Below are 20,402 nucleotides of genomic sequence, written 5' to 3'. Positions count from 1 at the left end.
GCGGGCTCGGGCGGCGGCCCGCCCCCCCCCGCCCCCCCCCCCGCCCCCCCCCCCCCCCCCCCCCCGCCCCGCCCCCCCCCCCCCCCCCCCCCCCCCCCCTGGGCGCTGGAACTGGAAGCCTCGTTGCGTTGAAAGCCGATGTGCCCCCACCCCGACCCTCCCCCAGCGGGGGAGGGAGGCATGCGACGAAGCGCGCGGAGCAGGGCGAAACCTTGGCCAAGCAGCTGGCACTGGTCATCGACCTCAACGTCTGCGTCGGCTGCCACGCCTGCGTCACCTCGTGCAAGCAATGGAACACCTCCGGCAGCGCAGGCCCGCTGGCCGACGAGCGGCCCTATGCGGCCAACCCCACCGGCACCTTCTTCAACCGCGTGCAGACCTACGAGGCCGGCGCCTTCCCGGCCACCGAGACCATCCACTTCCCCAAGAGCTGCCTGCACTGCGAAGACCCGCCCTGCGTGCCCGTGTGCCCCACGGGCGCGAGCTACAAGCGCAAGGAGGACGGCATCGTGCTCGTCGACTACGACAAGTGCATCGGCTGCAAATACTGCGCATGGGCCTGCCCCTACGGCGCGCGCGAGCTCGACGAGGAGCGCCAGGTCATGACCAAGTGCACGCTGTGCGTGGACCGCATCCATGACGAGCAGCTGCCCAAGGAAGACCGCAAGCCCGCCTGCGTGAAGGCCTGCCCGACCGGCGCGCGGCTCTTCGGTGACGTGAAGGACCCCGAGTCGGAAGTGTCGAAGGCGATCCGCGAGCGCGGCGGCTACCAGCTGATGCCCGAGTGGGAGACCAACCCGGCCAACCGCTACCTGCCGCGGCGCATCACATCGTCGACGCAAGGGCTGGAGTAGGCCGCACCATGCATCCCGCGTTCTCGATTCTTTTCTTCACCACGCTGGCCGGCGCTGCGCAGGGGCTGGTGGTCGCGCTCGCGCTGGCCGTGCTCTTCGGGCTCGAACTCGCGCCGGGCTTCCTGGGCCTTGCGCTGGGCGTGGCCGAGGTGCTGCTGGTGGCGGGCCTCGCCGCATCCTTCATGCACCTGGGCCACAAGACGCGCGCGTGGCGCGCGGTGCGGATGTGGCGCACCTCGTGGATGTCGCGCGAGGTGATCGTGCTGCCGGCCTTCATCGCGCTGGTGGCGCTGTGGTGGCTGTCGCTGCGGGCCGGCATGGGCGCGCCGTGGTCGTGGCTGCTGCCCTTGCTCACGCTGTGCGGCGCAGTGCTGCTCTGGTACTGCACCGCGATGATCTACGCCTGCCTGCGCTTCATCGAGGAATGGGCGCATCCGTTGACCATCGTCAACTTCACGCTGATCGGGCTGTCGTCGGGGCTGGTGTTGGCCTGCGCGATGGCGGCGCTGGCCGGCGAAGCGCGCTTCGTGCAGGTGTTCGGGCCTTGTGCGCTCGTCGCCACCCTGGCGGCGTGGGCTGCACGCGGCACTGCGCTGCGGCGCAACGCAGGCATCCGGCACAAGTCGACGCTGCAGTCGGCCACTGGCATCCGCGCGCAGAAGCTGGTGCAGAAGTCGATGGGTATGTCGGCCGGCTCGTTCAACACCCGCGAGTTCTTCCATGGCGCTTCGCTCGCCGTGCTGGGCAACATGAAACTCGGCTTCCTGCTGCTGGCCTTCGTGCTGCCCGCGTTGCTGCTGGCGTGGGGCATGGCGGGTGCGGGCGCACTGCCGTGGGTGCTGGCGGTGCTGGTGCAGGCGCCGGGGCTGCTGGCCGAGCGCTGGTTCTTCTTCGCGCAGGCCCGGCATCCGCAGAACCTGTACTACCAGGTCGTTTCCTAGGCCTCGAAGTTCAGCGCGAGGCCGGGCGTGGGCCAGTCGTCGATGGCGATCAGCCTTCCGCTGCCCGAGAGCGTGACGTAGGCCGTGCGCCGCTCGCGTCCGCCGAAGCAGATGTTGGTGGTGTAGCGGTCGGGCAGCGGCACGTGTTCGACCGTGCTCCCGTCGGGCGCCACGATGCTGATGCCTCCGTGCAGCAGCGTCGCCACGCAGAGGTTGCCCAGCGCGTCGACCGCCATCGAGTCGAAGCGCTGGTAGTGCCCGCCTGGCGAGGCGCAGAGCATGCGGCCGCCGTGCGGCGAGGGCCAGCCGTCCTTGCGCACGCGGCCCGGCGCGGTGATGTCGAAGGCCCAGACGCGGGCGCCCTCGGTCTCGGCGTAGTAGAGCGTGCCGTCGTCGGGCGAGAGGGCGATGCCGTTGGGCGTCATCACCGGCCGCGCGATCACGCTGGCGGCGCTGCCGTCGGCGTGGCCGTAGAAAAGGCCGCCGCGGTCCATGTCGCGCTCGCGCACCTTGCCCAGGTCGGTGAAGTAAAAGCCGCCATGTGCGTCGAACACGATGTCGTTAGGGCCGCACAGCGCGCCGCCGTCGATCGTGTCGTACAGACGCTCGACGCCGCCAGTGGCGAGGTTCACGCGTTCGATGCGGCCGCCCGAATAGTCTTCTGCCTGGCCAACCGGCCGCAGGCAGCCGTCGGCCTCGGTGTGCCACCTGAAGCCGCCGTTGTTGCAGACGTAGACCGCGCCGTCGGGCCCGATGGCCGCGCCGTTCGGCCCGCCGCCCAGCTCGGCAACCACCTGCACGAGCCCGTCGGCGCGCACGCGGGTGAGCGTGCCGCGCGCGATCTCGACCAGCAGCACGGAGCCATCGTCCATGGCGATCGGACCTTCTGGAAACTGCAGGCCGGTGGCGAGTTCGCGGATGCGCATCGGGGGCTCCTCGGGGATCGGGCGGCCTCCAGTTTGCGCCAGATCGGTTTGATGCGTGCCGGTCGGGGATGCGCGTTCACCGTCTCGTCATCCCCGGCGGACAGCCGGCCGCGGCTGGAGCCGTCGATGCTACTTTTTTGCGCCCTGCATGCGCGCGATGATCTTCGAAGTCTCGTTGCCTTCCCGGCGGCCATCCGGATAGATGCGCATGTAGTCGAAGACCTTGGCCTGCGAGACCTTCACCATCTGGCCGGCGCGCAGGTCCGGAACATCGACCGGGTCGTTCTTCAGCAGGCCCTCGATGGCGTCGCCGTTCCAGCGGGCGACCTCGACCCACATCCATTCGTTGCCGCCGCCGGTCGTGGTGAACGGGGCCTTCACCAGGATGTACTCGCCCGGCTGCAGGCCCTTGGCAAAAGCCTCACGCAGTTTGGGCAGCTGCGCATTCGCAGCCTTGCTGGCGGCAAGCAGTTCGTCGTTGTGCTTGAGGCGGGTGACCGAATCTTCGTCGGCGCCGAACACCGAGACCAGCATGGCGGTCTGCTGCGCGTAGCGGTCGGGACCCTTGTAGCGGTCGAAGCGGATCTCGTAGAGCCTGTTCTGCGGATCGCCGCTTTCCCAGGTGCCATTGACCAGCGAGAGCCTTGCCACAGTGGCAGCGTTGGACTTCAGTCCTGTGAGCAACGGGTCGCGCGCACCGGCATGCCTGAGCGCGCGCAGGTCCATGTCGAACTGGCCGGGCTTCGCCAGCGTGATGCCCTCGGCCATCGCCTGCGAGAAGGCGTTGACGAGGCTGCCCATGGGCCGGTTGCTCGACCACGAGAAATCGCTCACCACCACTTCGGGCAGGCCGAACTTGCCCATGCCGAGCGTGATGGCCCGCACCATTTCGCCGCTGCGGTAGGCGTGGATGGTCATGTGCTGCGAAACGTCGGGCAGGCCGCCGGCCCAGGTGTCGATGCGCCGCTTCTGCCATTCGTCGGGCGAGAAGACTTCGCGCGTTTCCTCGTCCCACAGAAGGCCGCCGGTGTCGCGTGCGACCTGCAGGACGACCTGCAGCGCCTTCTGCATGGCGGCGGAAGACTGCTGCGCGGGGTGCGCGAAATCGAGGATCAGCGCCTTGTCGGCCTTCTGCAGCGCTTCCGCCTGCTCGCGCGAGATGCCGCGGCCGAAGCGCTGCAGCGATTCCATGTCGGGTGCGCGGTAGTCCTTCAGCACCGTGGTGGTGTTCCAGTTCGCGAAGACCAGGGGCGCGGTGACCGAGGAGGGTGTCGGAATGGACGCCAGAAGCTTCGGGCTGCCGCCGGTCTTGCCGAGCGCGCCGCGCAGCGCGGCCATCGGGTCGGTGGCTGGGGCCTTTGCGTAGTAGATGGCGAACTGGAAGCGGATGGGGCCGGTCTGTTGCGGCGAACCTGCGGCCACCGGCGTGCCGGGGACGGGTTTGGCGGCGGCCTGCGTTGCGGCCGGCGGCGTGGCCGACGTCGCGGCGAAGGGGGCGGTGCTCATCGAGAGAACGAGCGCGGTGAGTGCGAGGCGAAACGGCAGGTTCATGTTCGTGTTGTTGTCGTCGTCGTTATCGTCGGGAGCGCTAGCCCCGCCGCGAACCCGCGGCGCGCGGCGTGCCCGGAAGCAGGTGGTCCAGCGGCAGCGCGGTTTCCGACTTGATCTCGCGCAGCACGATGCTCGAGCGCACGTGCGTCACGCCGGGCAGGCTGAACAGCACCTCGTGCAGGAAGCGCTCGTAGTGCTTCATGTCGGGCACGGTCACGTTGAGGATGTAGTCGGCCGGGCCGGTGGCCGACACGCAGCGGATGATCTGCGGGCTGGCGGCCACGGCCTCCTCGAAGCGCTGCACCATCGTTTCGCTGTGGCGGTCGAGGTTCACCTCGGCCACGGCAGATACGTGCAGGCCGACGAGTTCGGGGTCGACCAGCGTGGTGTAGCCGCGGATGACGCCGGCGGCTTCCATGTCCTTGATGCGCTTCCAGCAGGGCGTGGGCGAGAGGCCGACGGCCTCGGAGATCTGCTGCACGGTCTGGCGGCCGTCGTGCTGCAGCGCGGAGAGGATCTTGAGGCAGTGCTCGTCGAGGGAAACAGGGCCGGCATTCATCGCGGGTAGTGGGGTTCGGGGGATCGGATGCCGATCCCGGCCGTCGTCGCGATTCTCCTTGATCGATGCGGCAGCGCAATGTCGCGCCCCGGCCACCGGCGGCGCTCCTGCTATGCGTCGGAGGTGCGCGCGAATTCCACCGGCAGGTCCTTGAACTGCTTCTTCAGCGAGGCTTCGGGCGAGCCGCCGACCACGATGCGCGCGAAGGCATCGAGCGGGCTGAAGAAGGCGGGGCGCAGCGTGCCGAGCTTGCTCTCGTCGACGATCAGGAAGCTCTGCGACGCGCTGCGGATGGCCGCCTGCTTCACCGGCACTTCGTGGAAGTTGGAGCAGCTCGCGCCGCGTTCCACGTCGATGCCGCCCGCCGAGATGAAGGCCTTGTTCACGCCGAGCCTGGCGAGGTATTGAAGGCCCTCGTCGGAGAAGAAGGTGGCGGAGGAGGGGTGGTACAGGCCGCCGAGCAGCATCAACTGCGTATTCGGGCGGCGGCTGAGCACCTGCGCGATGTTCGTGGAGTAACACACCACGCTCAGCGGCATCTCGGGCGGCAGCGCCTCCGCGAAATGGACCATGGTGGTGCCGCAGTCGATGAACAGGCTGTCGTGCGGCTGCACGAGTTCGGCGGCGCGCTCGCAGGCCAGGCGCTTGTTGGCCGCGTGCTGGTCGCTGGCCTCGTCGAGCGAGTAGCGCTCGGCGCCCGGCAGCGTGGTCGCGAGCACGTAGCCTCCCAGAGCGGAAAGTGGCGATTCGGCCGACGCCAGGTCGCGGCGGATCGTCATCTCCGTCACCTCGAGCTGCTGCGCCGCCTGCTTGATGGGCAGCGGGCCGCCGGCTTCCACGAGTTCCTGCATCCTGGCCAGGCGCACAGCCCGGGCCTCCGCTCCGGCGGTTCTTCTCATGTTCGGTTTCCTCAGGTCCACCTGCCGGAGTATCGGGCATTGCATGCCGTTTAAATGTTGTTTGAAAAACAAATTGCGCGTATAAATGTTGTTGTAATAACATTTACGCCAACACGAACACCAAGGCCCGCCGCGATGCGATGCGACGGGCCCCGGAGACAAAAGACATGCCCCTTGCCGTCCCGCCGCACTCGCGGCACTTGCGCGCCACGGCGCCCGCCCATCCATGACCTCCACTTCCCTCGTTCGCCCCAGCGGCGCGGTGCGCTCGCGTCCGGCTTCGCCTGCGGCCGCGCCCCAGGCGCCCGCCGAGACGCCTGCGCAGACCCACACCGCTGCCGCGCGCAACACCGCCCAGCCATTCGACCTCGGCTGGATCGACGGCATCCGCTTCAACCTTTCCGCCGCCGAGCGCCGCGTGGCCACGCTGCCCGGCCGCCGCTCGGTCAAGAAGGATGCGCAGGCCGGCTGGCTGCTCAAGGCCATCACCTGCATCGACCTGACAACGCTCAGCGGCGACGACACTGCCGAGCGCGTGAAGCGGCTCTGCGCCAAGGCCGCGATGCCGGTGCGCCCCGACCTGCTGGCCGCGCTGGGTTTTGCCGACCGCAAGCTGCACACCGGCGCGGTGTGCGTGTACCACCGCTTCGTGTCGACGGCCGTCGAGGCGCTGGCGGGCACCGGCATTCCGGTGGCGGCGGTGTCCACGGGCTTTCCGGCGGGGCTGATCCCGCACGAGCTGAAGCTCAAGGAGATCGAGGCCTCGGTGCGCGACGGCGCCTCGGAGATCGACATCGTCATCACCCGCGAGCACGTGCTCGCGGGCCAGTGGAAGAAGCTCTACGACGAGATGCTCGACTTCCGCCGCGCGGCAGGCGAGGCGCACGTGAAGGCGATCCTCGCGACGGGCGAGCTCAAGACGCTGCGCAACGTCGCGAAGGCCTCGATGGTCTGCATGATGGCCGGGGCCGATTTCATCAAGACCTCCACCGGCAAGGAGGGCGTGAACGCCACGCCGCTGGTCACGCTGGCAATGCTGCGGATGATCCGCCAGTACGAGGCCCGCACCGGCCTGCGCGTGGGCTACAAGCCCGCTGGCGGCGTCTCCACCGCGAAGACCGCGCTCGACTACCAGGTGCTCATGAAGGAAGAGCTGGGCCGCGACTGGCTCGAACCCGACCTGTTCCGCATCGGCGCCTCCACGCTGCTGGCCGACATCGAGCGCCAGCTGGAGCACCACGTCACCGGCCGCTACTCGGCCTACAACCGCCACCCGATCGGATGAGCCCGATGAGCAACAACAGCAGCAGCAGCAGCGTCGCACGCTATTTCGACACCATGGACTACGGCCCCGCGCCCGAGAGCGACACCGACGCGCGCGAATGGCTCGCGCGCCATGCCGAAGGCTTCGGCCACTTCATCGACGGGCGCTTCACGTCCGCTGTCGAGGGCGCGCATTTCGACACGGCCGAGCCGGCCACCGGCCAGCGCCTCGCGCGCATCGCACAAGGTTCGGCGAAGGACGTCGACGCCGCAGTGGCGGCCGCGCGCGCAGCGCAGCCCGGCTGGTTCGCGCTCGGCGGCCATGGCCGCGCACGGCATCTGTATGCGCTCGCCCGCATGGTTCAGCGCCATGCGCGCCTGCTCGCGGTGGTGGAGGCGCTGGACAACGGCAAGCCGGTCCGCGAGACGCGCGACCTCGACGTGCCGCTGGCCGCGCGCCACTTCTATCACCACGCCGGCTGGGCGCAGCTGCAGGAGCGCGAGTTCGCCGACCAGGTGCCGCTGGGCGTGGTCGGCCAGATCATTCCGTGGAACTTCCCGCTGCTGATGCTCGCGTGGAAGATCGCGCCTGCGCTCGCACTGGGCAATACCGTGGTGCTCAAGCCCGCCGAGTTCACGCCGTTGAGCGCCTTGCTCTTCGCCGAACTCGCTGCGCAGGCCGGCCTGCCGCGCGGTGTGCTCAACGTGGTGACGGGCGATGGCGCCACCGGCGCTGCGCTGGTCGCGCACGAGGGCGTGGACAAGATCGCGTTCACCGGCTCGACGGAAGTGGGGCGGATCATCCGCACTGCCACGGCGGGCACTGGCAAATCACTCACGCTGGAGCTGGGCGGCAAGTCGCCGTTCATCGTGTTCGACGACGCGGACATCGATGCGGCGGTGGAAGGCGTGGTCGATGCGATCTGGTTCAACCAGGGCCAGGTGTGCTGCGCCGGTTCGCGGCTGCTGCTGCAGGAAGGCATTGCGGACGATTTCATCGCGCGGCTCAAGCGCCGCATGCAGACCCTGCGCGTGGGCTCGCCGCTGGACAAGGCGATCGACATGGGCAGCCTGATCGACCCCACGCAGCTGGAGCGCGTGCGTTCGCTCGTGGCCACCGGCGTGCGCGAGGGCGCGAGCTGCTACCAGGCGCCGGGCGCGCTGCCGCCGGGCGGCAGCTTCTTCCCGCCGACGCTGCTGACGGGCGTGCAGCCGGCATCCACCGTTGCGACCGAAGAGATCTTCGGTCCCGTGCTGGTGACGATGACCTTCCGCACGCCCGACGAAGCCGTCGCGCTGGCCAACAACACGCGCTACGGCCTCGCGGCCAGCGTGTGGAGCGAGACCATCGGCCTCGCGCTGGGCATCGCGCCGCAGCTGCAGGCTGGCGTGGTGTGGGTCAATGCGACCAACCTGTTCGACGCTGGCGTGGGCTTCGGCGGCTTCCGCGAATCGGGCTACGGCCGCGAGGGCGGGAGAGAGGGCTGCTACGAATACCTGAAGCCGCGCGCGTGGGCCGAGCGCAAGCCGCGTTCGTCTGCAGTGGCTGGTGCAGCCACTGCAGCGAACGAAGCGGCAGCGGACGCGAAGAACGAGCCTGTGCTCGCGCTGCCTGCCATCGACCGCACCGCCAAGCTCTTCATCGGCGGCAAGCAGGTGCGGCCCGATGGCGAGCTCTCGCGCCCGGTCTTCGCCGCAAACGGGCAGCGCGTGGGCGAGGTGGGCGTCGGTAACCGCAAGGACATCCGCAACGCAGTCGCCGCCGCGCGTTCGGCTGCAGCCTGGTCGAGCGCAACGCCGCATCGCCGCGCGCAGGCGCTGTACTACCTCGCGGAGAACCTCTCGGCGCGCGCAGGCGAGTTCGCCGCGCGCATCGCTAGTCTCACCGGCGTTGCGGCGAAGGCCGCGCAGTCCGAGGTCGATGCATCGGTGAGCCGCCTCTTCGCCTACGGCGCCTGGGCGGACAAGTACGAAGGCACGGTGCATGTGCCGCCATTGCGCGGCGTGGCGCTGGCCACGGTCGAGCCGATCGGCGTGGTGGGCGTGGTGTGCCCCGACGAGGCGCCGCTGCTGTCCTTCGTGAGCCTGCTGGCGCCCAACCTCGCCATGGGCAACCGCACGGTGATCGTGCCGGGCGAGAAGCACGCGCTGGTCGCCACCGACTTCTACCAGGTGCTCGAAACCTCCGACCTGCCGGGCGGCGTCGTCAATATCGTGACCGGCCCGGCCGCGAGCCTCGTGCGCACGCTGGCGGAGCACGACGACGTCGATGCGCTCTGGGTCTTCGGCGCGAAGGAACTGTCGCGCGATGCCGAGCGGCTGTCGGTGGGCAACCTGAAGCGCACGCTCGTCGACCACGGCCTGGCCACCGACTGGCACGACCCTGCATCGGCCGAAGGCCCGGCGTTCCTGCGGCATGCCACACAGGTCAAGAACATCTGGATTCCCTATGGCGAATGAGCGTGCAGCCCTCGTTCCTGTTATCGAAACCAAGGGAAATCCCCGAGAAGCAAACGTTTGCGCAAACGTTTTCTTTATCTAAGATCGCAACCGCGAAAGCCATACCAATTCAGGAGACCGAATGCTGAAGTCCATCCATCCGCTGCTCAATGCAGACGTGCTCTACGCCCTGCGCGCGATGGGCCACGGCGACGAGCTGGTCCTGTGCGACGCCAATTTCCCGGCCGATTCGGTCGCCCGCCAGACCTCGCTGGGCCGGCTGCTGCGCATCGACGGCGTGGGCACCACCGAGGCGGCGCGCGCCATTCTGTCGGTGCTGCCGCTGGACAACGCGGTGGACGATCCGGCGCGGCGCATGGAGGTCATGGGCGCGCCCAATGAGATCCCGCCCGTGCAGCAGGAGATGCAGCGCGAGATCGACGCGGCCGAAGGGCGCCCGCGTCCGATGGGCTCCATCGAGCGCTTCGCCTTCTACGAGGCCGCGCGCCGCGCGTACTGTGTGATCGCCACCGGTGAGCGCCGCTTCTACGGCTGCTTCGTGTTCAAGAAGGGCGTGATCGCCCCCGAGGCCTGATCGCGATGAGCGCCGTTTCCTCGTATCAGCACCAGCAGCGCGGCGTCGCCGTGCTCGGCATCTTCGTGGCCGACCTTGCCTTCCGCGCGGCCGACCTTCCGGGCGTGGGCCAGACCATCGCGGGCTCCGGCTTCGCGATGGGGCCCGGCGGCAAGGGCTCGAACCAGTCCGTGGCCGCCGCGCGCGCCGGGGCGCAGGTGACCTTCATCTCCAAGCTCGGGCAGGACGCCTTCGGCGCCGACGCGCTCGCACTGTGGGCGCAGGAGGGCATCACGCCGCGCGTGCCACAGGTGACGACGCAGCCGACTGGCGCTGCCTTCATCTACGTACACGAAGTCACGGGCGACAACGCCATCATCGTGGTGCCCGGCGCGGCGGCGCTCATCGATTCGGCCGACGTGGATGCGGCCGCCGACGCCATCCGCGGCGCGCGCGTGTTCGTCACGCAGCTGGAACAGCCCGCGGGCGCCGCGCAGCGCGGCCTGGAACTCGCACGCGCCGCAGGCACGGTGACGGTGTTCAACCCCGCGCCCGCGTTGCCCTTCGACGATGCCGTGTACCCACTGTGCGACTTCATCACGCCGAACGAGCACGAGGCCGCGGCGCTCAGCGGCATCGTCATCGAGACCGTCGAGGACGCGCGGCGTGCAGGCGACTTCTTCCTTTCCAAGGGAGTGGGCTGCGCGCTCATCACGCTCGGCGAGAAGGGCGCGTTGCTGCATAGCGCGAAGGAGTCGGTGCACCTTCCCGTGTTCCATGCGGGCGCGGTGAAGGAAACGGCCGGTGCGGGCGATGCCTTCAACGGCGGCTTCGCGGCTGCGCTGGCCGAGGGCGCGTCGCCGCTGGAGGCCGCGCGCTTCGGCTCGGCCGTGGCCGCCATTTCCGTCACGCGCGCCGGCACCGCGCCCTCGATGCCCAAGCGCATCGAGGTCGATGCGCTGCTGAACCGCGCGGCAGCCTGAGACGCGAGCCGCAAAGGAGCCTTCCGTGAAATTCAGGTTTTCAGACCGCGAGCTCAACTTCCTGGTCGGCATCAACGTCGCGATCCTCGTCGTCGCCACGGTGCTGTCGAAGGGCGACTTCCTCGACGTCTACAACTTCCAGTCGATGGGCGGCCAGCTGCCCGAGCTCGGCCTGCTGGCCATGGGCGTGGCGCTGTCGATGATCTCCGGCAACGGCGGCATCGACCTCTCGGGCGTGGCGCTGGCCAATCTCTCGGGCGTGGTGGCGGCCACGCTGGCGCCGATGCTGGTCGATGCCGATGCTGCGCCGTGGGCCTACACCGGAGCCTTCGCCGCGGTCGCGCTCGCGACGGGGCTGGTGGGCGGGCTGCTCAACGGCGTGCTGATCGCGCGCGCCGGCCTCACGCCCATTCTGTGCACGCTGGGCACGCAACTGCTCTACACCGGCCTGGCCGTGGTGCTCACCGGCGGCTCCAGCCTGCGCGTGGGCAACGCGGAGCCGCTCTCGGCCATCGGCAACGAGAACGTGCTGGGCGTGCCCATTCCCTTCGCGATCTTCATCGCGATGCTGCTGGCCGTGGGCTGGCTGCTCAAGCAGAGCCCGTTCGGCATCCGGCTCTTCCTGCTGGGCACCAACGCCAAGGCGGCGCGCTACGCGGGCATTCCGCAGGGCCGCATGCTGATCGCCACCTATGCGCTGTGCGGCGTGCTGGCGGCGGTGGCGGGCGTGATCATTGCGGGCCGTACGGCCAGCGTGAAGTCGGACTACGGCAACTCCTACCTGCTCATCGCCATCCTCATCACCGTGATGGCGGGCGTGCGGCCGCAGGGCGGCTACGGGCGCATGGTGTGCCTGTTCTTCTCGGCCGTGGCGCTGCAGCTGCTGTCGAGCACCTTCAACCTGCTGGGCATTTCCAACTTCTTCCGCGACTGCGCCTGGGGCCTGCTGCTGCTGTTCTTCCTGGCATCGGCACGCTTCAGCCTGAGCGACCTTCGCAGCTTCATTCCCGCTTCGCGCAACAGCGCACCGCCGCATCAGCCCCCTCCTGGCGCGACGCAGAGAACCACCGAGGGCTAGGAGACAAAACGAACATGCTGAAGAAAACCAAGATCGCCTGCACCGTGCTGGCACTGGGCACCGTGGCCTTCGCCTCGGCGCTCCATGCGCAGGGCAAGCCGCAGGACATCGTCACAGTGGTGAAGATCACCGGCATCAGCTGGTTCAACCGCATGGAAGTGGGCGTGAAGGAGTTCGGCAGCAGCACGCCGGGCGTGACCACGCGCCAGATCGGCCCGGCCCAGTCCGACGCCGCCCAGCAGCAGCGCCTGGTGGAAGACCTGGTGGCCAAGAAGGTCGACGCGATCGCCATCGTGTCGATGGACCCGCCCACGCTGGAGCCGGTGCTCAAGCGCGCGATGGAGCGCGGCATCAAGGTCGTCACGCACGAGGCCGACAACCAGAAGAACACCATGGTCGACATCGAGGCCTTCGACAACACGGCCTACGGCGCGCGCATCAACGAGCGCCTGGCCGCCTGCATGGGCCAGCAGGGCAAGTGGACGTCGCTCGTGGGTTCGCTGGGCAGCCAGTCGCAGGTGCAGTGGGCCGACGGCGGCGCGGCCAACGCGAAGAAGTACCCCAAGATGCAGCTTGTCGATGCCAAGAACGAGTCGCTCAACGACGCCGAGAAGGCCTACGGCAAGGCCAAGGAAATGCTGCGCAAGCACCCGGACCTGAAGGGCTTCCAGGGTTCGTCGTCGCTGGACGTGCTGGGCATCGGCCGCGCGGTGGAAGAGGCCGGCCTGGCGGGCAAGATCTGCGTCTTCGGCACCGGCCTGCCGAGCGAGGCGGCCAAGTTCCTCGAGTCGGGCGCGGTCGGCGGCATCGCCTTCTGGGACCCGAAGGACGCCGGCCTCGCCATGAACAAGGCGGCCAAGATGCTGCTCGACGGCAAGACCATCACCGAAGGCACCGACATGGGCGTGCCGGGCTACAACAAGGTTTCCGTGAAGAAGGGGCCGGGCGCCGGCATCGTCGTCACGGGCCAGGCCTGGGTCGAGGTCGACAAGAAGAACTACAAGAACTACTCGTTCTGACGCTACGCAAGCCATGACCTTGACCGCGCCTTCCACGCAAGCAAGTCCGGCCGGCTCCGCGAGCCCGGCCGGGCGCCGGGTGTTCCTCGAGGTGCAGGACGTGCACAAGCGCTTCGCGGGCGTGCACGCGCTGCGCGGCATCGACCTGCGCATCGAGGCCGGCGAGATCTACCACCTGCTCGGCGAGAACGGCTGCGGCAAGAGCACGCTGATCAAGATCATCTCGGGCGCGCAGCCGCCGAGCCAGGGGCGCATTGTGATCGACGGGCAACCGTACGACTCGCTGTCGCCGCTGCAGGCGCTCAGCCTGGGCATCGAGACGGTCTACCAGGACCTGTCCCTGCTGCCGAACATGAGCGTGGCCGAGAACGTCGCGCTCAGCGAGCAGCTCGTCGCCACCGGCGGCAGGCTGGCTCGCCGCTTCGACCGCAAGGCGCTGGCGGCCACGGCTGCGCGGGCGCTGGAGGCGGTGAAGCTGCCGACCGACGCGGCCTTCCTTGCGCGGCGCGTGGACGAGATGCCCATCGCCACCCGCCAGCTCGTGGCCATCGCGCGCGCGGTGGCCACCCGAGCGCGCATGGTCATCATGGACGAGCCCACCACCTCGCTCACGCAGAAGGAAGTGGACAACCTCGTGCACGTGGTCGAAGTGCTCCGCGAGCAGGGCGTGGCCGTGCTCTTCGTGAGCCACAAGCTCGACGAGTGCATGGCCATGGGCGGCCAGGCCATCGTGTTCCGCGACGGCACGAAAGTGGCGCAGGGCCCGATCCGCGATTTCACCAAGGCGCAGATCGCGCACTGGATGACCGGCAAGCACCTCGGCGGCGAGCGCTATCGCCACGGCACGCACGGCGGCGACGAGCTGCTGAAGGTCGAAGGCCTGGGCCGCGGCCACCAGTTCAGTGACGTGAGCTTCGCGCTGCGCAAGGGCGAGATCCTCGGCGTGACCGGGCTGCTGGACTCCGGCCGCAACGAACTCGCGCTGGCGCTGGCCGGCGTGCAGGGCGCCGACCGCGGGCGCGTGCTGCTCGACGCGAAGGAGATCGTGCTGAAGACGCCCACCGACGGCATCCGCCAGGGCATCGGCTACGTGCCCGAAGATCGGCTCAGCGAGGGTCTGTTCCTCGACAAGCCGATCCGCGACAACATCGTGACCGCGGTGCTCAACCGGCTGCGCGGGCGTTTCGGCGCGCTCGACGCCAATCAGTGCCAGGCACTGGCCGAGCGCACCGTGAGCGACCTGCAGATCGCCACCCCCGACGTCGACCGGCCCGTGCAGTCGCTCTCGGGCGGCAACCAGCAGCGCGTGCTCATCGGGCGCTGGCTGGCCATCGGGCCGCGCGTGCTGATATTGCACGGCCCCACCGTGGGCGTGGACGTGGGCTCCAAGGACACCATCTACCGCATCGTGCAGCGGCTGGCCGAGCAGGGCCTTGGCGTGATCCTGGTGAGCGACGACCTGCAGGAGCTGCTGCAGAACTGCGACCGCATCCTGCTGATGCGCAAGGGCCGCATCGCCAACGACTTCGACGCGCAGGGGCTCGCCGAGAGCGACCTCTACCACGCGCTGGTTTCCGACACACCTTCCCCCGCATTCTCATGACGGCTTCCACCATGCAAGCGCAGTCCGCACCGGCCGCGCCGGAATCGGCTCCGCACCCGCCGCAGGCGCGGGTCTCGCTGCGCGCCTGGCTCGCGCAGCGCCCCTCGGTTTTCACGCTCGCACTGATCGTGCTGGCGAGCCTGGCCGTGGGCGCCATCAACCCGAGCTTCTTCCAGCTGCCGGTGCTGTTCGACATCGTGCGCGCCTGCACGGTGCTGGGCCTGTTCGCACTGGGCGTGCTGATCGTGCTGGCCGCCGGCGGCATCGACGTGTCGTTCGCGGCCATTGCCGCGCTCACGATGTACAGCATCACCAAGCTGGTGCTGAACTACTTTCCGGAAGCGCCCATCGCGCTGCTGCTGGTCGCGGGTGCCGCCAGCGGCGCGCTGCTGGGCGTGATCAACGGGCTGCTGGTGCACTGGCTCAAGGCTCCTTCGCTGATCGTCACCATCGGCACGCAGTACCTCTACCGCGGCATCCTGCTGACCTTCGTGGGCACCGTGTTCTTCATGAACGTGCCCGCGCCGATGGACGCCTTCGGCAAGCTGGCGCTCTGGCGCTTCGACACGCCGCAGGGCCTGCACGTGGTGCTGCCGGCCACGGTGCTGGTGCTGGCGTTCGCGGCGGTGCTGACCTGGTGGCTGCTGAACCGGACGCTGATCGGCCGGGCGGTGTACGCCATCGGCGGCAGCCTGGCCATTGCCGAGCGGCTGGGCTACAACCTGCGCACGGTGCACGTCTTCGTGTTCGCGTACGCGGGCTTCCTCTCTGGTCTCGCGGGCATCGTGCACGTGTCGAGCACGCGGCTGGCGAACCCCTTCGACCTGGTAGGCAACGAGCTGGACGTGATCGCTGCGGTGATCCTCGGCGGCGCGCGCATCACCGGCGGCAGCGGCACCGTGGGCGGCACGCTGCTGGGCGTGGTGCTGGTCACGCTGATCAACAACGTGCTGATCCTGGCCGGGGTGCCGAGCACCTGGCAGAAGGTGATCATCGGGGCGTTCATCCTCGTGGCCGGCGGCTTCTTCGCGATGCGCTCGCGGGACTGACCCTGCGGATATGCGGCCGCTTGGTCTTGTGGATCGCAATCGAATGTCCGACGCCAATGCCACCGTTCTCTGCGAGGAGCCGAGCCCGTTCGCGGGGCGAAGCTTCGACTCCCGGAGCTGCCTCCACGACCACGAACTGCACCTGATCGGAAGCGCTCCGGCATGCCTGCGCGTCGGCAGCGGCGCGAGCGAAGAGACGCACGCGCTTGCGCCGGGCGCGGTCGTTCTGCTCGGGCCGCTGCTGCCGCACACGCTGAGGTTTGCGCAGTGCGTGGAGCCGGACGACGGGCTGGTGCTGCGCTTCAGCGACGAGCCGCTGCGGCGCGGCGCGGCGATATTTCCGGAGCTGTCGGACGTCGGGCCGCTTCTTTCGCGCGCGCGCCAGGGCGTGCATTTCGTCGGCCTGGGGGCCGAGACCCTGTCCAAGCTGCGGCGCGTTTCGACGCTGCACGGGCTGGCGCGATTCTCGGCATTCACCGCCGTGCTGAACGAGCTCTCGCAGTGGACCGACTTCCGGCTGCTGGCCCGAACCCCCGTGCACGCCGATGCCGCCGGCCCGGGCCGCACGCTGCACGTGCAAAGAGCGCTGCATCACATCCGGAACAACTATGCGGAGCCGCTGTCGCTTTCGGAGGTCAGCGCGCTCGTGGGCACGAGCAGGACTTCGCTCTCGCGCAGCTTCCGCCGCGCGACCGGCAAGACCTTCACCGACTTCATCATCGGCCTGCGCCTGGCGAAGGCCTGCCGCCTGCTGACCTCCACGCGCCAGCACGTGAGCAGCATCTGCTACGAGGTGGGCTTCAACAACCTCTCGAACTTCAACCGCCACTTCCGGCGGCTGGAAGGCATGACGCCGGGCGAGTTCCGGGCCCGGCACGCGGGTGCGGGAAGATGAGGTAGCGCCGGGAGACAGGTGTTTTCTCCGGATTAGACGAATTAAAAAAGAAAATCTTCTTTTTGGCCGATTTGGAAGTGGATTCTTCTCGAAACAAGGGTCTGCGCTAGTGCATTGAAGAAGCACTTACCTGCGCCGCGGCAGAACAATCCCGGGCATGAATGCCCCACTCGATGCCACCGCGATCAGACGGCCCGGCTACCAACTCTCCGACAACATCTGGGCCGAGTCCGGCTCGGTTTTCCTGACCGGCACGCAGGCGCTGATCCGCGTGCTCGTGATGCAGGGCCGGCGCGATGCGCAGCGCGGCCTGCACACCCAGGGCTTCGTCAGCGGCTACCGCGGCTCGCCGCTGGGCATGGTCGACCAGGCGATCTGGAAGGCCGGCGAGCGCTTCAAGCAGACGGGCATCCGCTTCGTGCCGGCCGTCAACGAGGAGCTCGCGGCCACGCAGGTGCTGGGCACGCAGCGCGTGGAATCGGACCCCGAGCGCACCGTCGATGGCGTCTTTGCCATGTGGTACGGCAAGGGCCCGGGCGTGGACCGCGCGGGCGACGCGCTCAAGCACGGCAATGCGTACGGCTCCTCGCCGCACGGCGGCGTGCTGGTGGTGGCGGGCGACGACCACGGCTGCGTGTCGTCGTCGATGCCGCACCAGAGCGACCACGCTTTCATGGCCTGGCGCATGCCCATCCTGCAGCCCTCCAGCGTGGCCGAGTACCTGGAGTTCGGCCTGTACGGCTACGAGCTCTCGCGCTATTCGGGCGCGTGGGTCGGCATGGCGGCGCTGTCCGAAGTGGTGGAGAGCGCGGGCACCGTGGACCTTGACGCGATCAACGCCCGCGTCGAGGCCTGGGAAGACGCCGACGCGGTGAGCGCCGCCACCGGCCATCGCCCGCCGCCCGACGGCCTGCATTACCGCTGGCCCGACCTGCCTTCGCTGCGCATCGAGTCGCGCCTGGAAGACAAGCTCGCGGCGGTAGCCGCATTCACCAGGCGCAATAGCATCGACCGCCACGTGATCGTCAGCGAGCACGCGAAGGTCGGCATCGTCACCTGCGGCAAGGCGCACCACGATTTGATGGAAGTGCTGCGCCGGCTCGAGCTTTCGCCCGAGCAGCTGGCCCGCGCTGGCGTGCGGCTCTACAAGATCGGCCTGAGCTTCCCGGTCGAGCAGACGCGCATCAAGGCCTTTGCGCAGGGGCTGGAAGAGATCCTCATCGTCGAGGAGAAGGGCGCGGTGGTGGAGACGCAGCTGCGCGACATCTTCTACAACGCGCCGCCCGAAGCGCGCCCCGTGCTCGTGGGCAAGCACGACCGCGACGGCCAGCCGCTGGTGTCGGCGCTGGGCGAGCTGCGGCCCTCGCGGCTCATCGAGCTGGTCGCGCACTGGCTGGCCGTTCACTTCCCCGAGAACCACGACCTGGGCGATCACCTGCAGCACGTGCGCGACTTCACGCCGCCCGAGCTGCTGGCCAACGCGAGCGACGCGGTCAAGCGCCTGCCGTACTTCTGCGCCGGCTGCCCGCACAACACCAGCACCAAGGTGCCCGAGGGCTCGACCGCGCGCGCCGGCATCGGCTGCCACTTCATGGCGAACTGGATGGACCGCAGCACCGCGGGCCTCATCCAGATGGGCGGCGAGGGCGTGGACTGGATCTCGCACGCCATGTTCACGAAGACGCCGCACGTCTTCCAGAACCTGGGCGACGGCACCTACTACCACTCGGGCTACCTTGCGATCCGCCAGGCCGTGGCGGCCAAGGCCACGCTCACCTACAAGATCCTCTTCAACGATGCGGTCGCCATGACCGGCGGGCAGCCGGTCGACGGCGTCATCAGCGTGGACGCCATCGCGCGGCAGGTCGAATCGGAAGGGGTGAGCAAGGTGGTGGTGGTGAGCGATGCCATCGGCAAGTACGACGCCATCAAGGACCGCTTTCCCAGTGGCACCGAGTTCCACGACCGTGCCGCGCTCGACGACGTGCAGCGCCGGCTGCGCGAGATGGCGGGCGTGACGGTGCTCATCTACGAACAGACCTGCGCCGCCGAGAAGCGCCGCCGCCGCAAGAAGGGCGAACTTGCCGATCCGCCCAAGCGCCTGTTCATCAACGAGGCCGTGTGCGAAGGCTGCGGCGACTGCACCGTGCAGAGCAACTGCGTGGCCGTGCTGCCGCACGAGACGCCGATGGGCCGCAAGCGCAAGATCGACCAGACCAGCTGCAACAAGGACTACTCCTGCGCCAAGGGCTTCTGCCCCAGCTTCGTGGGCGTGACGGGCGGCAAGCTGCGCCGCAAGAGCGGGGCGCTCGCCGCGGGGCGAGATGCCTTCCTGCACCGCGTGGCCGCGCTGCCGCATCCGGCCGAACATGCATGGACCGGCCCGTACGACCTGCTCGTGACCGGCGTGGGCGGCACCGGCGTGGTGACCGTGGGCGCGGTGATCGCGATGGCCGCGCACCTCGAAGGCAAGGCCGCGAGCGTGCTCGACTTCATGGGCTTCGCGCAGAAGGGCGGCTCGGTGCTGAGCTTCGTGCGGCTGGCCGATTCGCGCGATCGCCTGCACCAGGTGCGCATCGACACGCAGCAGGCCGATGCCATCCTCGCCTGCGACGTGGTGGTGGGCGCATCGGCCGACGCGCTGCAGACCGTGCGCCACGGACGCACGCGGGTGCTCGCGAACGTGCACGAGATTCCGGTGGCCGAATCGCTGCGCAACCCCGATGCGGACCTGCACGTCGACCTGTTGCTGGAGAAGATGCGCTTCGTGGCCGGCGAGGAGCAGGTCGAGACCTTCGACGCGCAGAGTCTGGCGGAAGAGTTCCTCGGCGACACGCTGGCAGCCAACATCGTCGCGGCCGGCTATGCGTGGCAGCGCGGGCTGGTGCCGCTGAGCCTGGAGGCGCTGATGCATGCGATCGAGCTCAATGGCGTGGCGGTGGCCGCGAACCAGTCGGCCTTCTCGCTGGGGCGGCTTGCGGCCGGCAACCCCGAGGCGCTGGACTCGCTGCGCGCGGCGCCTGCCGATGCGCAGGCTGCTTCCGTCGACGAGCGACCGCTCGACGTGCTGATCGCCGAGGCGCGCCGGCACCTCACGGGCTACCAGAACGCCGCATGGGCGGACCGCTTCGAGGCGCGCATCCGCAGCCTTCGCGAGCGCGAGGCTGCACTGCAGGGCGGCGATGCGAGCCTGCCCTTCACGCGCAATGCGGCGCGCAGCCTGCTGAAGCTCATGAGCTACAAGGACGAATACGAAGTGGCGCGGCTCTACACCGACGGCGCCTTCCTGCAGAAGCTCAACGAGCAGTTCGAAGGCGACCTGAAGCTCGAATTCCACATGGCCCCGCCGGTGCTCTCGCGCGCCGCGCACGGCAAGGCGCCCGCCAAGATCCGCATCGGAAGCTGGATGCTGCCTGCGATGCGCTGGCTGGCGCATGGCAAGCGGCTGCGCGGCACGGCGTTCGACATCTTCGGGCGCACCGCGGAGCGGCGCATGGAGCGCGAGCTGATCTCGCACTTCGACGGCCTGCTCGAAGCGATGGCGGGCGAACTCTCGGCGGGCAACCAGGCGACGGCTGCGCGCATCGCGGCGCTGCCGCTGTCCATTCGCGGCTTCGGCCACGTCAAGCTCGTGAACTTCGAGGCCGCGAAGATGCAGGAGGCCGAGCTGCTGCACCGCTTCGCGCCGGCGCGCTATCCGAAGCCGGAGCGGGCGCCCTCGGCGGGGCAGATCAGGGGAATCGCGATCGTGGCCGGCGCGCGCTGAGCT

16 protein-coding genes are annotated in these 20,402 nt (G+C 69.0%); 12 read left to right on the top strand and 4 right to left on the bottom strand.

Annotated features, from left to right (window positions below; translation table 11 throughout):
* Nucleotides 1-212: 212 nt before the first annotated feature.
* On the top strand, nt 213-854 hold the full coding sequence (locus FHT32_RS25005) for a 4Fe-4S dicluster domain-containing protein (protein ID WP_176667279.1): 642 nt from the start codon (nt 213-215) through the stop codon (nt 852-854).
* Nucleotides 855-862: 8 nt separating this feature from the next.
* Nucleotides 863-1,795, top strand: coding sequence for a DmsC/YnfH family molybdoenzyme membrane anchor subunit (locus FHT32_RS25000; RefSeq protein ID WP_176667278.1), 933 nt, complete (start codon nt 863-865; stop codon nt 1,793-1,795).
* Here FHT32_RS25000 and FHT32_RS24995 read toward each other — a convergent pair.
* The 4 genes from FHT32_RS24995 to FHT32_RS24980 form a co-directional block, all read right to left on the bottom strand.
* Nucleotides 1,792-2,721 (bottom strand): SMP-30/gluconolactonase/LRE family protein, encoded by a 930-nt coding sequence (locus FHT32_RS24995; RefSeq protein WP_176667277.1) that lies wholly within the window; start codon nt 2,719-2,721, stop codon nt 1,792-1,794. The genes FHT32_RS25000 and FHT32_RS24995 overlap by 4 nt on opposite strands.
* 129 nt (nt 2,722-2,850) lie before the next feature.
* Nucleotides 2,851-4,272, bottom strand: coding sequence for a DUF2314 domain-containing protein (locus FHT32_RS24990; protein WP_176667276.1), 1,422 nt, complete (start codon nt 4,270-4,272; stop codon nt 2,851-2,853).
* Between the two features lie 37 nt (nt 4,273-4,309).
* A complete protein-coding gene (locus tag FHT32_RS24985) occupies nt 4,310-4,831 on the bottom strand; it encodes an Lrp/AsnC family transcriptional regulator (RefSeq protein WP_176667275.1) in 522 nt (173 codons plus the stop codon).
* Nucleotides 4,832-4,941: 110 nt separating this feature from the next.
* Nucleotides 4,942-5,730 (bottom strand): DeoR/GlpR family DNA-binding transcription regulator, encoded by a 789-nt coding sequence (locus FHT32_RS24980; RefSeq protein ID WP_176667274.1) that lies wholly within the window; start codon nt 5,728-5,730, stop codon nt 4,942-4,944.
* Nucleotides 5,731-5,956: 226 nt separating this feature from the next.
* Here FHT32_RS24980 and deoC point away from each other — a divergent pair, with 226 nt between their 5' ends.
* The 10 genes from deoC (at nt 5,957) to FHT32_RS24930 (ending at nt 20,399) form a co-directional block, all read left to right on the top strand.
* The gene (gene deoC, locus FHT32_RS24975) at nt 5,957-7,015 is read left to right on the top strand and encodes a deoxyribose-phosphate aldolase (protein WP_176667273.1); all 1,059 of its coding nucleotides are present in this window, start codon (nt 5,957-5,959) and stop codon (nt 7,013-7,015) included.
* Nucleotides 7,016-7,020: 5 nt separating this feature from the next.
* Nucleotides 7,021-9,453, top strand: a complete 2,433-nt coding sequence (locus FHT32_RS24970) for an aldehyde dehydrogenase family protein (RefSeq protein WP_176667272.1) — start codon at nt 7,021-7,023, stop codon at nt 9,451-9,453.
* Between the two features lie 121 nt (nt 9,454-9,574).
* Nucleotides 9,575-10,027, top strand: coding sequence for an RbsD/FucU family protein (locus FHT32_RS24965; RefSeq protein WP_176667271.1), 453 nt, complete (start codon nt 9,575-9,577; stop codon nt 10,025-10,027).
* Between the two features lie 5 nt (nt 10,028-10,032).
* The gene (locus FHT32_RS24960) at nt 10,033-10,989 is read left to right on the top strand and encodes a ribokinase (RefSeq protein ID WP_176667270.1); all 957 of its coding nucleotides are present in this window, start codon (nt 10,033-10,035) and stop codon (nt 10,987-10,989) included.
* A 25-nt stretch (nt 10,990-11,014) separates the two neighbouring features.
* A complete protein-coding gene (locus FHT32_RS24955) occupies nt 11,015-12,067 on the top strand; it encodes an ABC transporter permease (protein WP_176667269.1) in 1,053 nt (350 codons plus the stop codon).
* A gap of 17 nt (nt 12,068-12,084) precedes the next feature.
* Nucleotides 12,085-13,086: a substrate-binding domain-containing protein gene (locus tag FHT32_RS24950; protein WP_371132251.1), complete on the top strand. Its 1,002-nt coding sequence runs from the start codon at nt 12,085-12,087 to the stop codon at nt 13,084-13,086.
* A gap of 13 nt (nt 13,087-13,099) precedes the next feature.
* Nucleotides 13,100-14,689 (top strand): sugar ABC transporter ATP-binding protein, encoded by a 1,590-nt coding sequence (locus FHT32_RS24945; RefSeq protein ID WP_176667267.1) that lies wholly within the window; start codon nt 13,100-13,102, stop codon nt 14,687-14,689.
* A complete protein-coding gene (locus tag FHT32_RS24940) occupies nt 14,686-15,738 on the top strand; it encodes an ABC transporter permease (RefSeq protein ID WP_176667266.1) in 1,053 nt (350 codons plus the stop codon). Before FHT32_RS24945 ends, FHT32_RS24940 begins: the two co-directional genes overlap by 4 nt.
* A 43-nt stretch (nt 15,739-15,781) precedes the next feature.
* The gene (locus FHT32_RS24935) at nt 15,782-16,633 is read left to right on the top strand and encodes an AraC family transcriptional regulator (protein WP_176667265.1); all 852 of its coding nucleotides are present in this window, start codon (nt 15,782-15,784) and stop codon (nt 16,631-16,633) included.
* Nucleotides 16,634-16,790: 157 nt separating this feature from the next.
* Nucleotides 16,791-20,399: an indolepyruvate ferredoxin oxidoreductase family protein gene (locus tag FHT32_RS24930; protein WP_176667264.1), complete on the top strand. Its 3,609-nt coding sequence runs from the start codon at nt 16,791-16,793 to the stop codon at nt 20,397-20,399.
* Nucleotides 20,400-20,402: the final 3 nt, after the last annotated feature.

This window comes from Variovorax sp. SG517 (genome assembly GCF_013376045.1).
Lineage (GTDB): Bacteria > Pseudomonadota > Gammaproteobacteria > Burkholderiales > Burkholderiaceae_C > Variovorax.
This window is presented reverse-complemented; position numbering and strand designations above follow the sequence as displayed.

Coding starts and splice junctions, on each gene's coding strand:
- FHT32_RS24930 (WP_176667264.1), top strand. CDS start 16,791: ATGAATGCCCCACTCGATGCCACCGCGATCAGACGGCCCGGCTACCAA.
- FHT32_RS25000 (WP_176667278.1), top strand. CDS start 863: ATGCATCCCGCGTTCTCGATTCTTTTCTTCACCACGCTGGCCGGCGCT.
- deoC (WP_176667273.1), top strand. CDS start 5,957: ATGACCTCCACTTCCCTCGTTCGCCCCAGCGGCGCGGTGCGCTCGCGT.
- FHT32_RS24945 (WP_176667267.1), top strand. CDS start 13,100: ATGACCTTGACCGCGCCTTCCACGCAAGCAAGTCCGGCCGGCTCCGCG.
- FHT32_RS24940 (WP_176667266.1), top strand. CDS start 14,686: ATGACGGCTTCCACCATGCAAGCGCAGTCCGCACCGGCCGCGCCGGAA.
- FHT32_RS24990 (WP_176667276.1), bottom strand. CDS start 4,272: ATGAACCTGCCGTTTCGCCTCGCACTCACCGCGCTCGTTCTCTCGATG.
- FHT32_RS24995 (WP_176667277.1), bottom strand. CDS start 2,721: ATGCGCATCCGCGAACTCGCCACCGGCCTGCAGTTTCCAGAAGGTCCG.
- FHT32_RS24960 (WP_176667270.1), top strand. CDS start 10,033: ATGAGCGCCGTTTCCTCGTATCAGCACCAGCAGCGCGGCGTCGCCGTG.
- FHT32_RS24985 (WP_176667275.1), bottom strand. CDS start 4,831: ATGAATGCCGGCCCTGTTTCCCTCGACGAGCACTGCCTCAAGATCCTC.
- FHT32_RS24970 (WP_176667272.1), top strand. CDS start 7,021: ATGAGCAACAACAGCAGCAGCAGCAGCGTCGCACGCTATTTCGACACC.
- FHT32_RS24965 (WP_176667271.1), top strand. CDS start 9,575: ATGCTGAAGTCCATCCATCCGCTGCTCAATGCAGACGTGCTCTACGCC.
- FHT32_RS24980 (WP_176667274.1), bottom strand. CDS start 5,730: ATGAGAAGAACCGCCGGAGCGGAGGCCCGGGCTGTGCGCCTGGCCAGG.
- FHT32_RS24935 (WP_176667265.1), top strand. CDS start 15,782: ATGTCCGACGCCAATGCCACCGTTCTCTGCGAGGAGCCGAGCCCGTTC.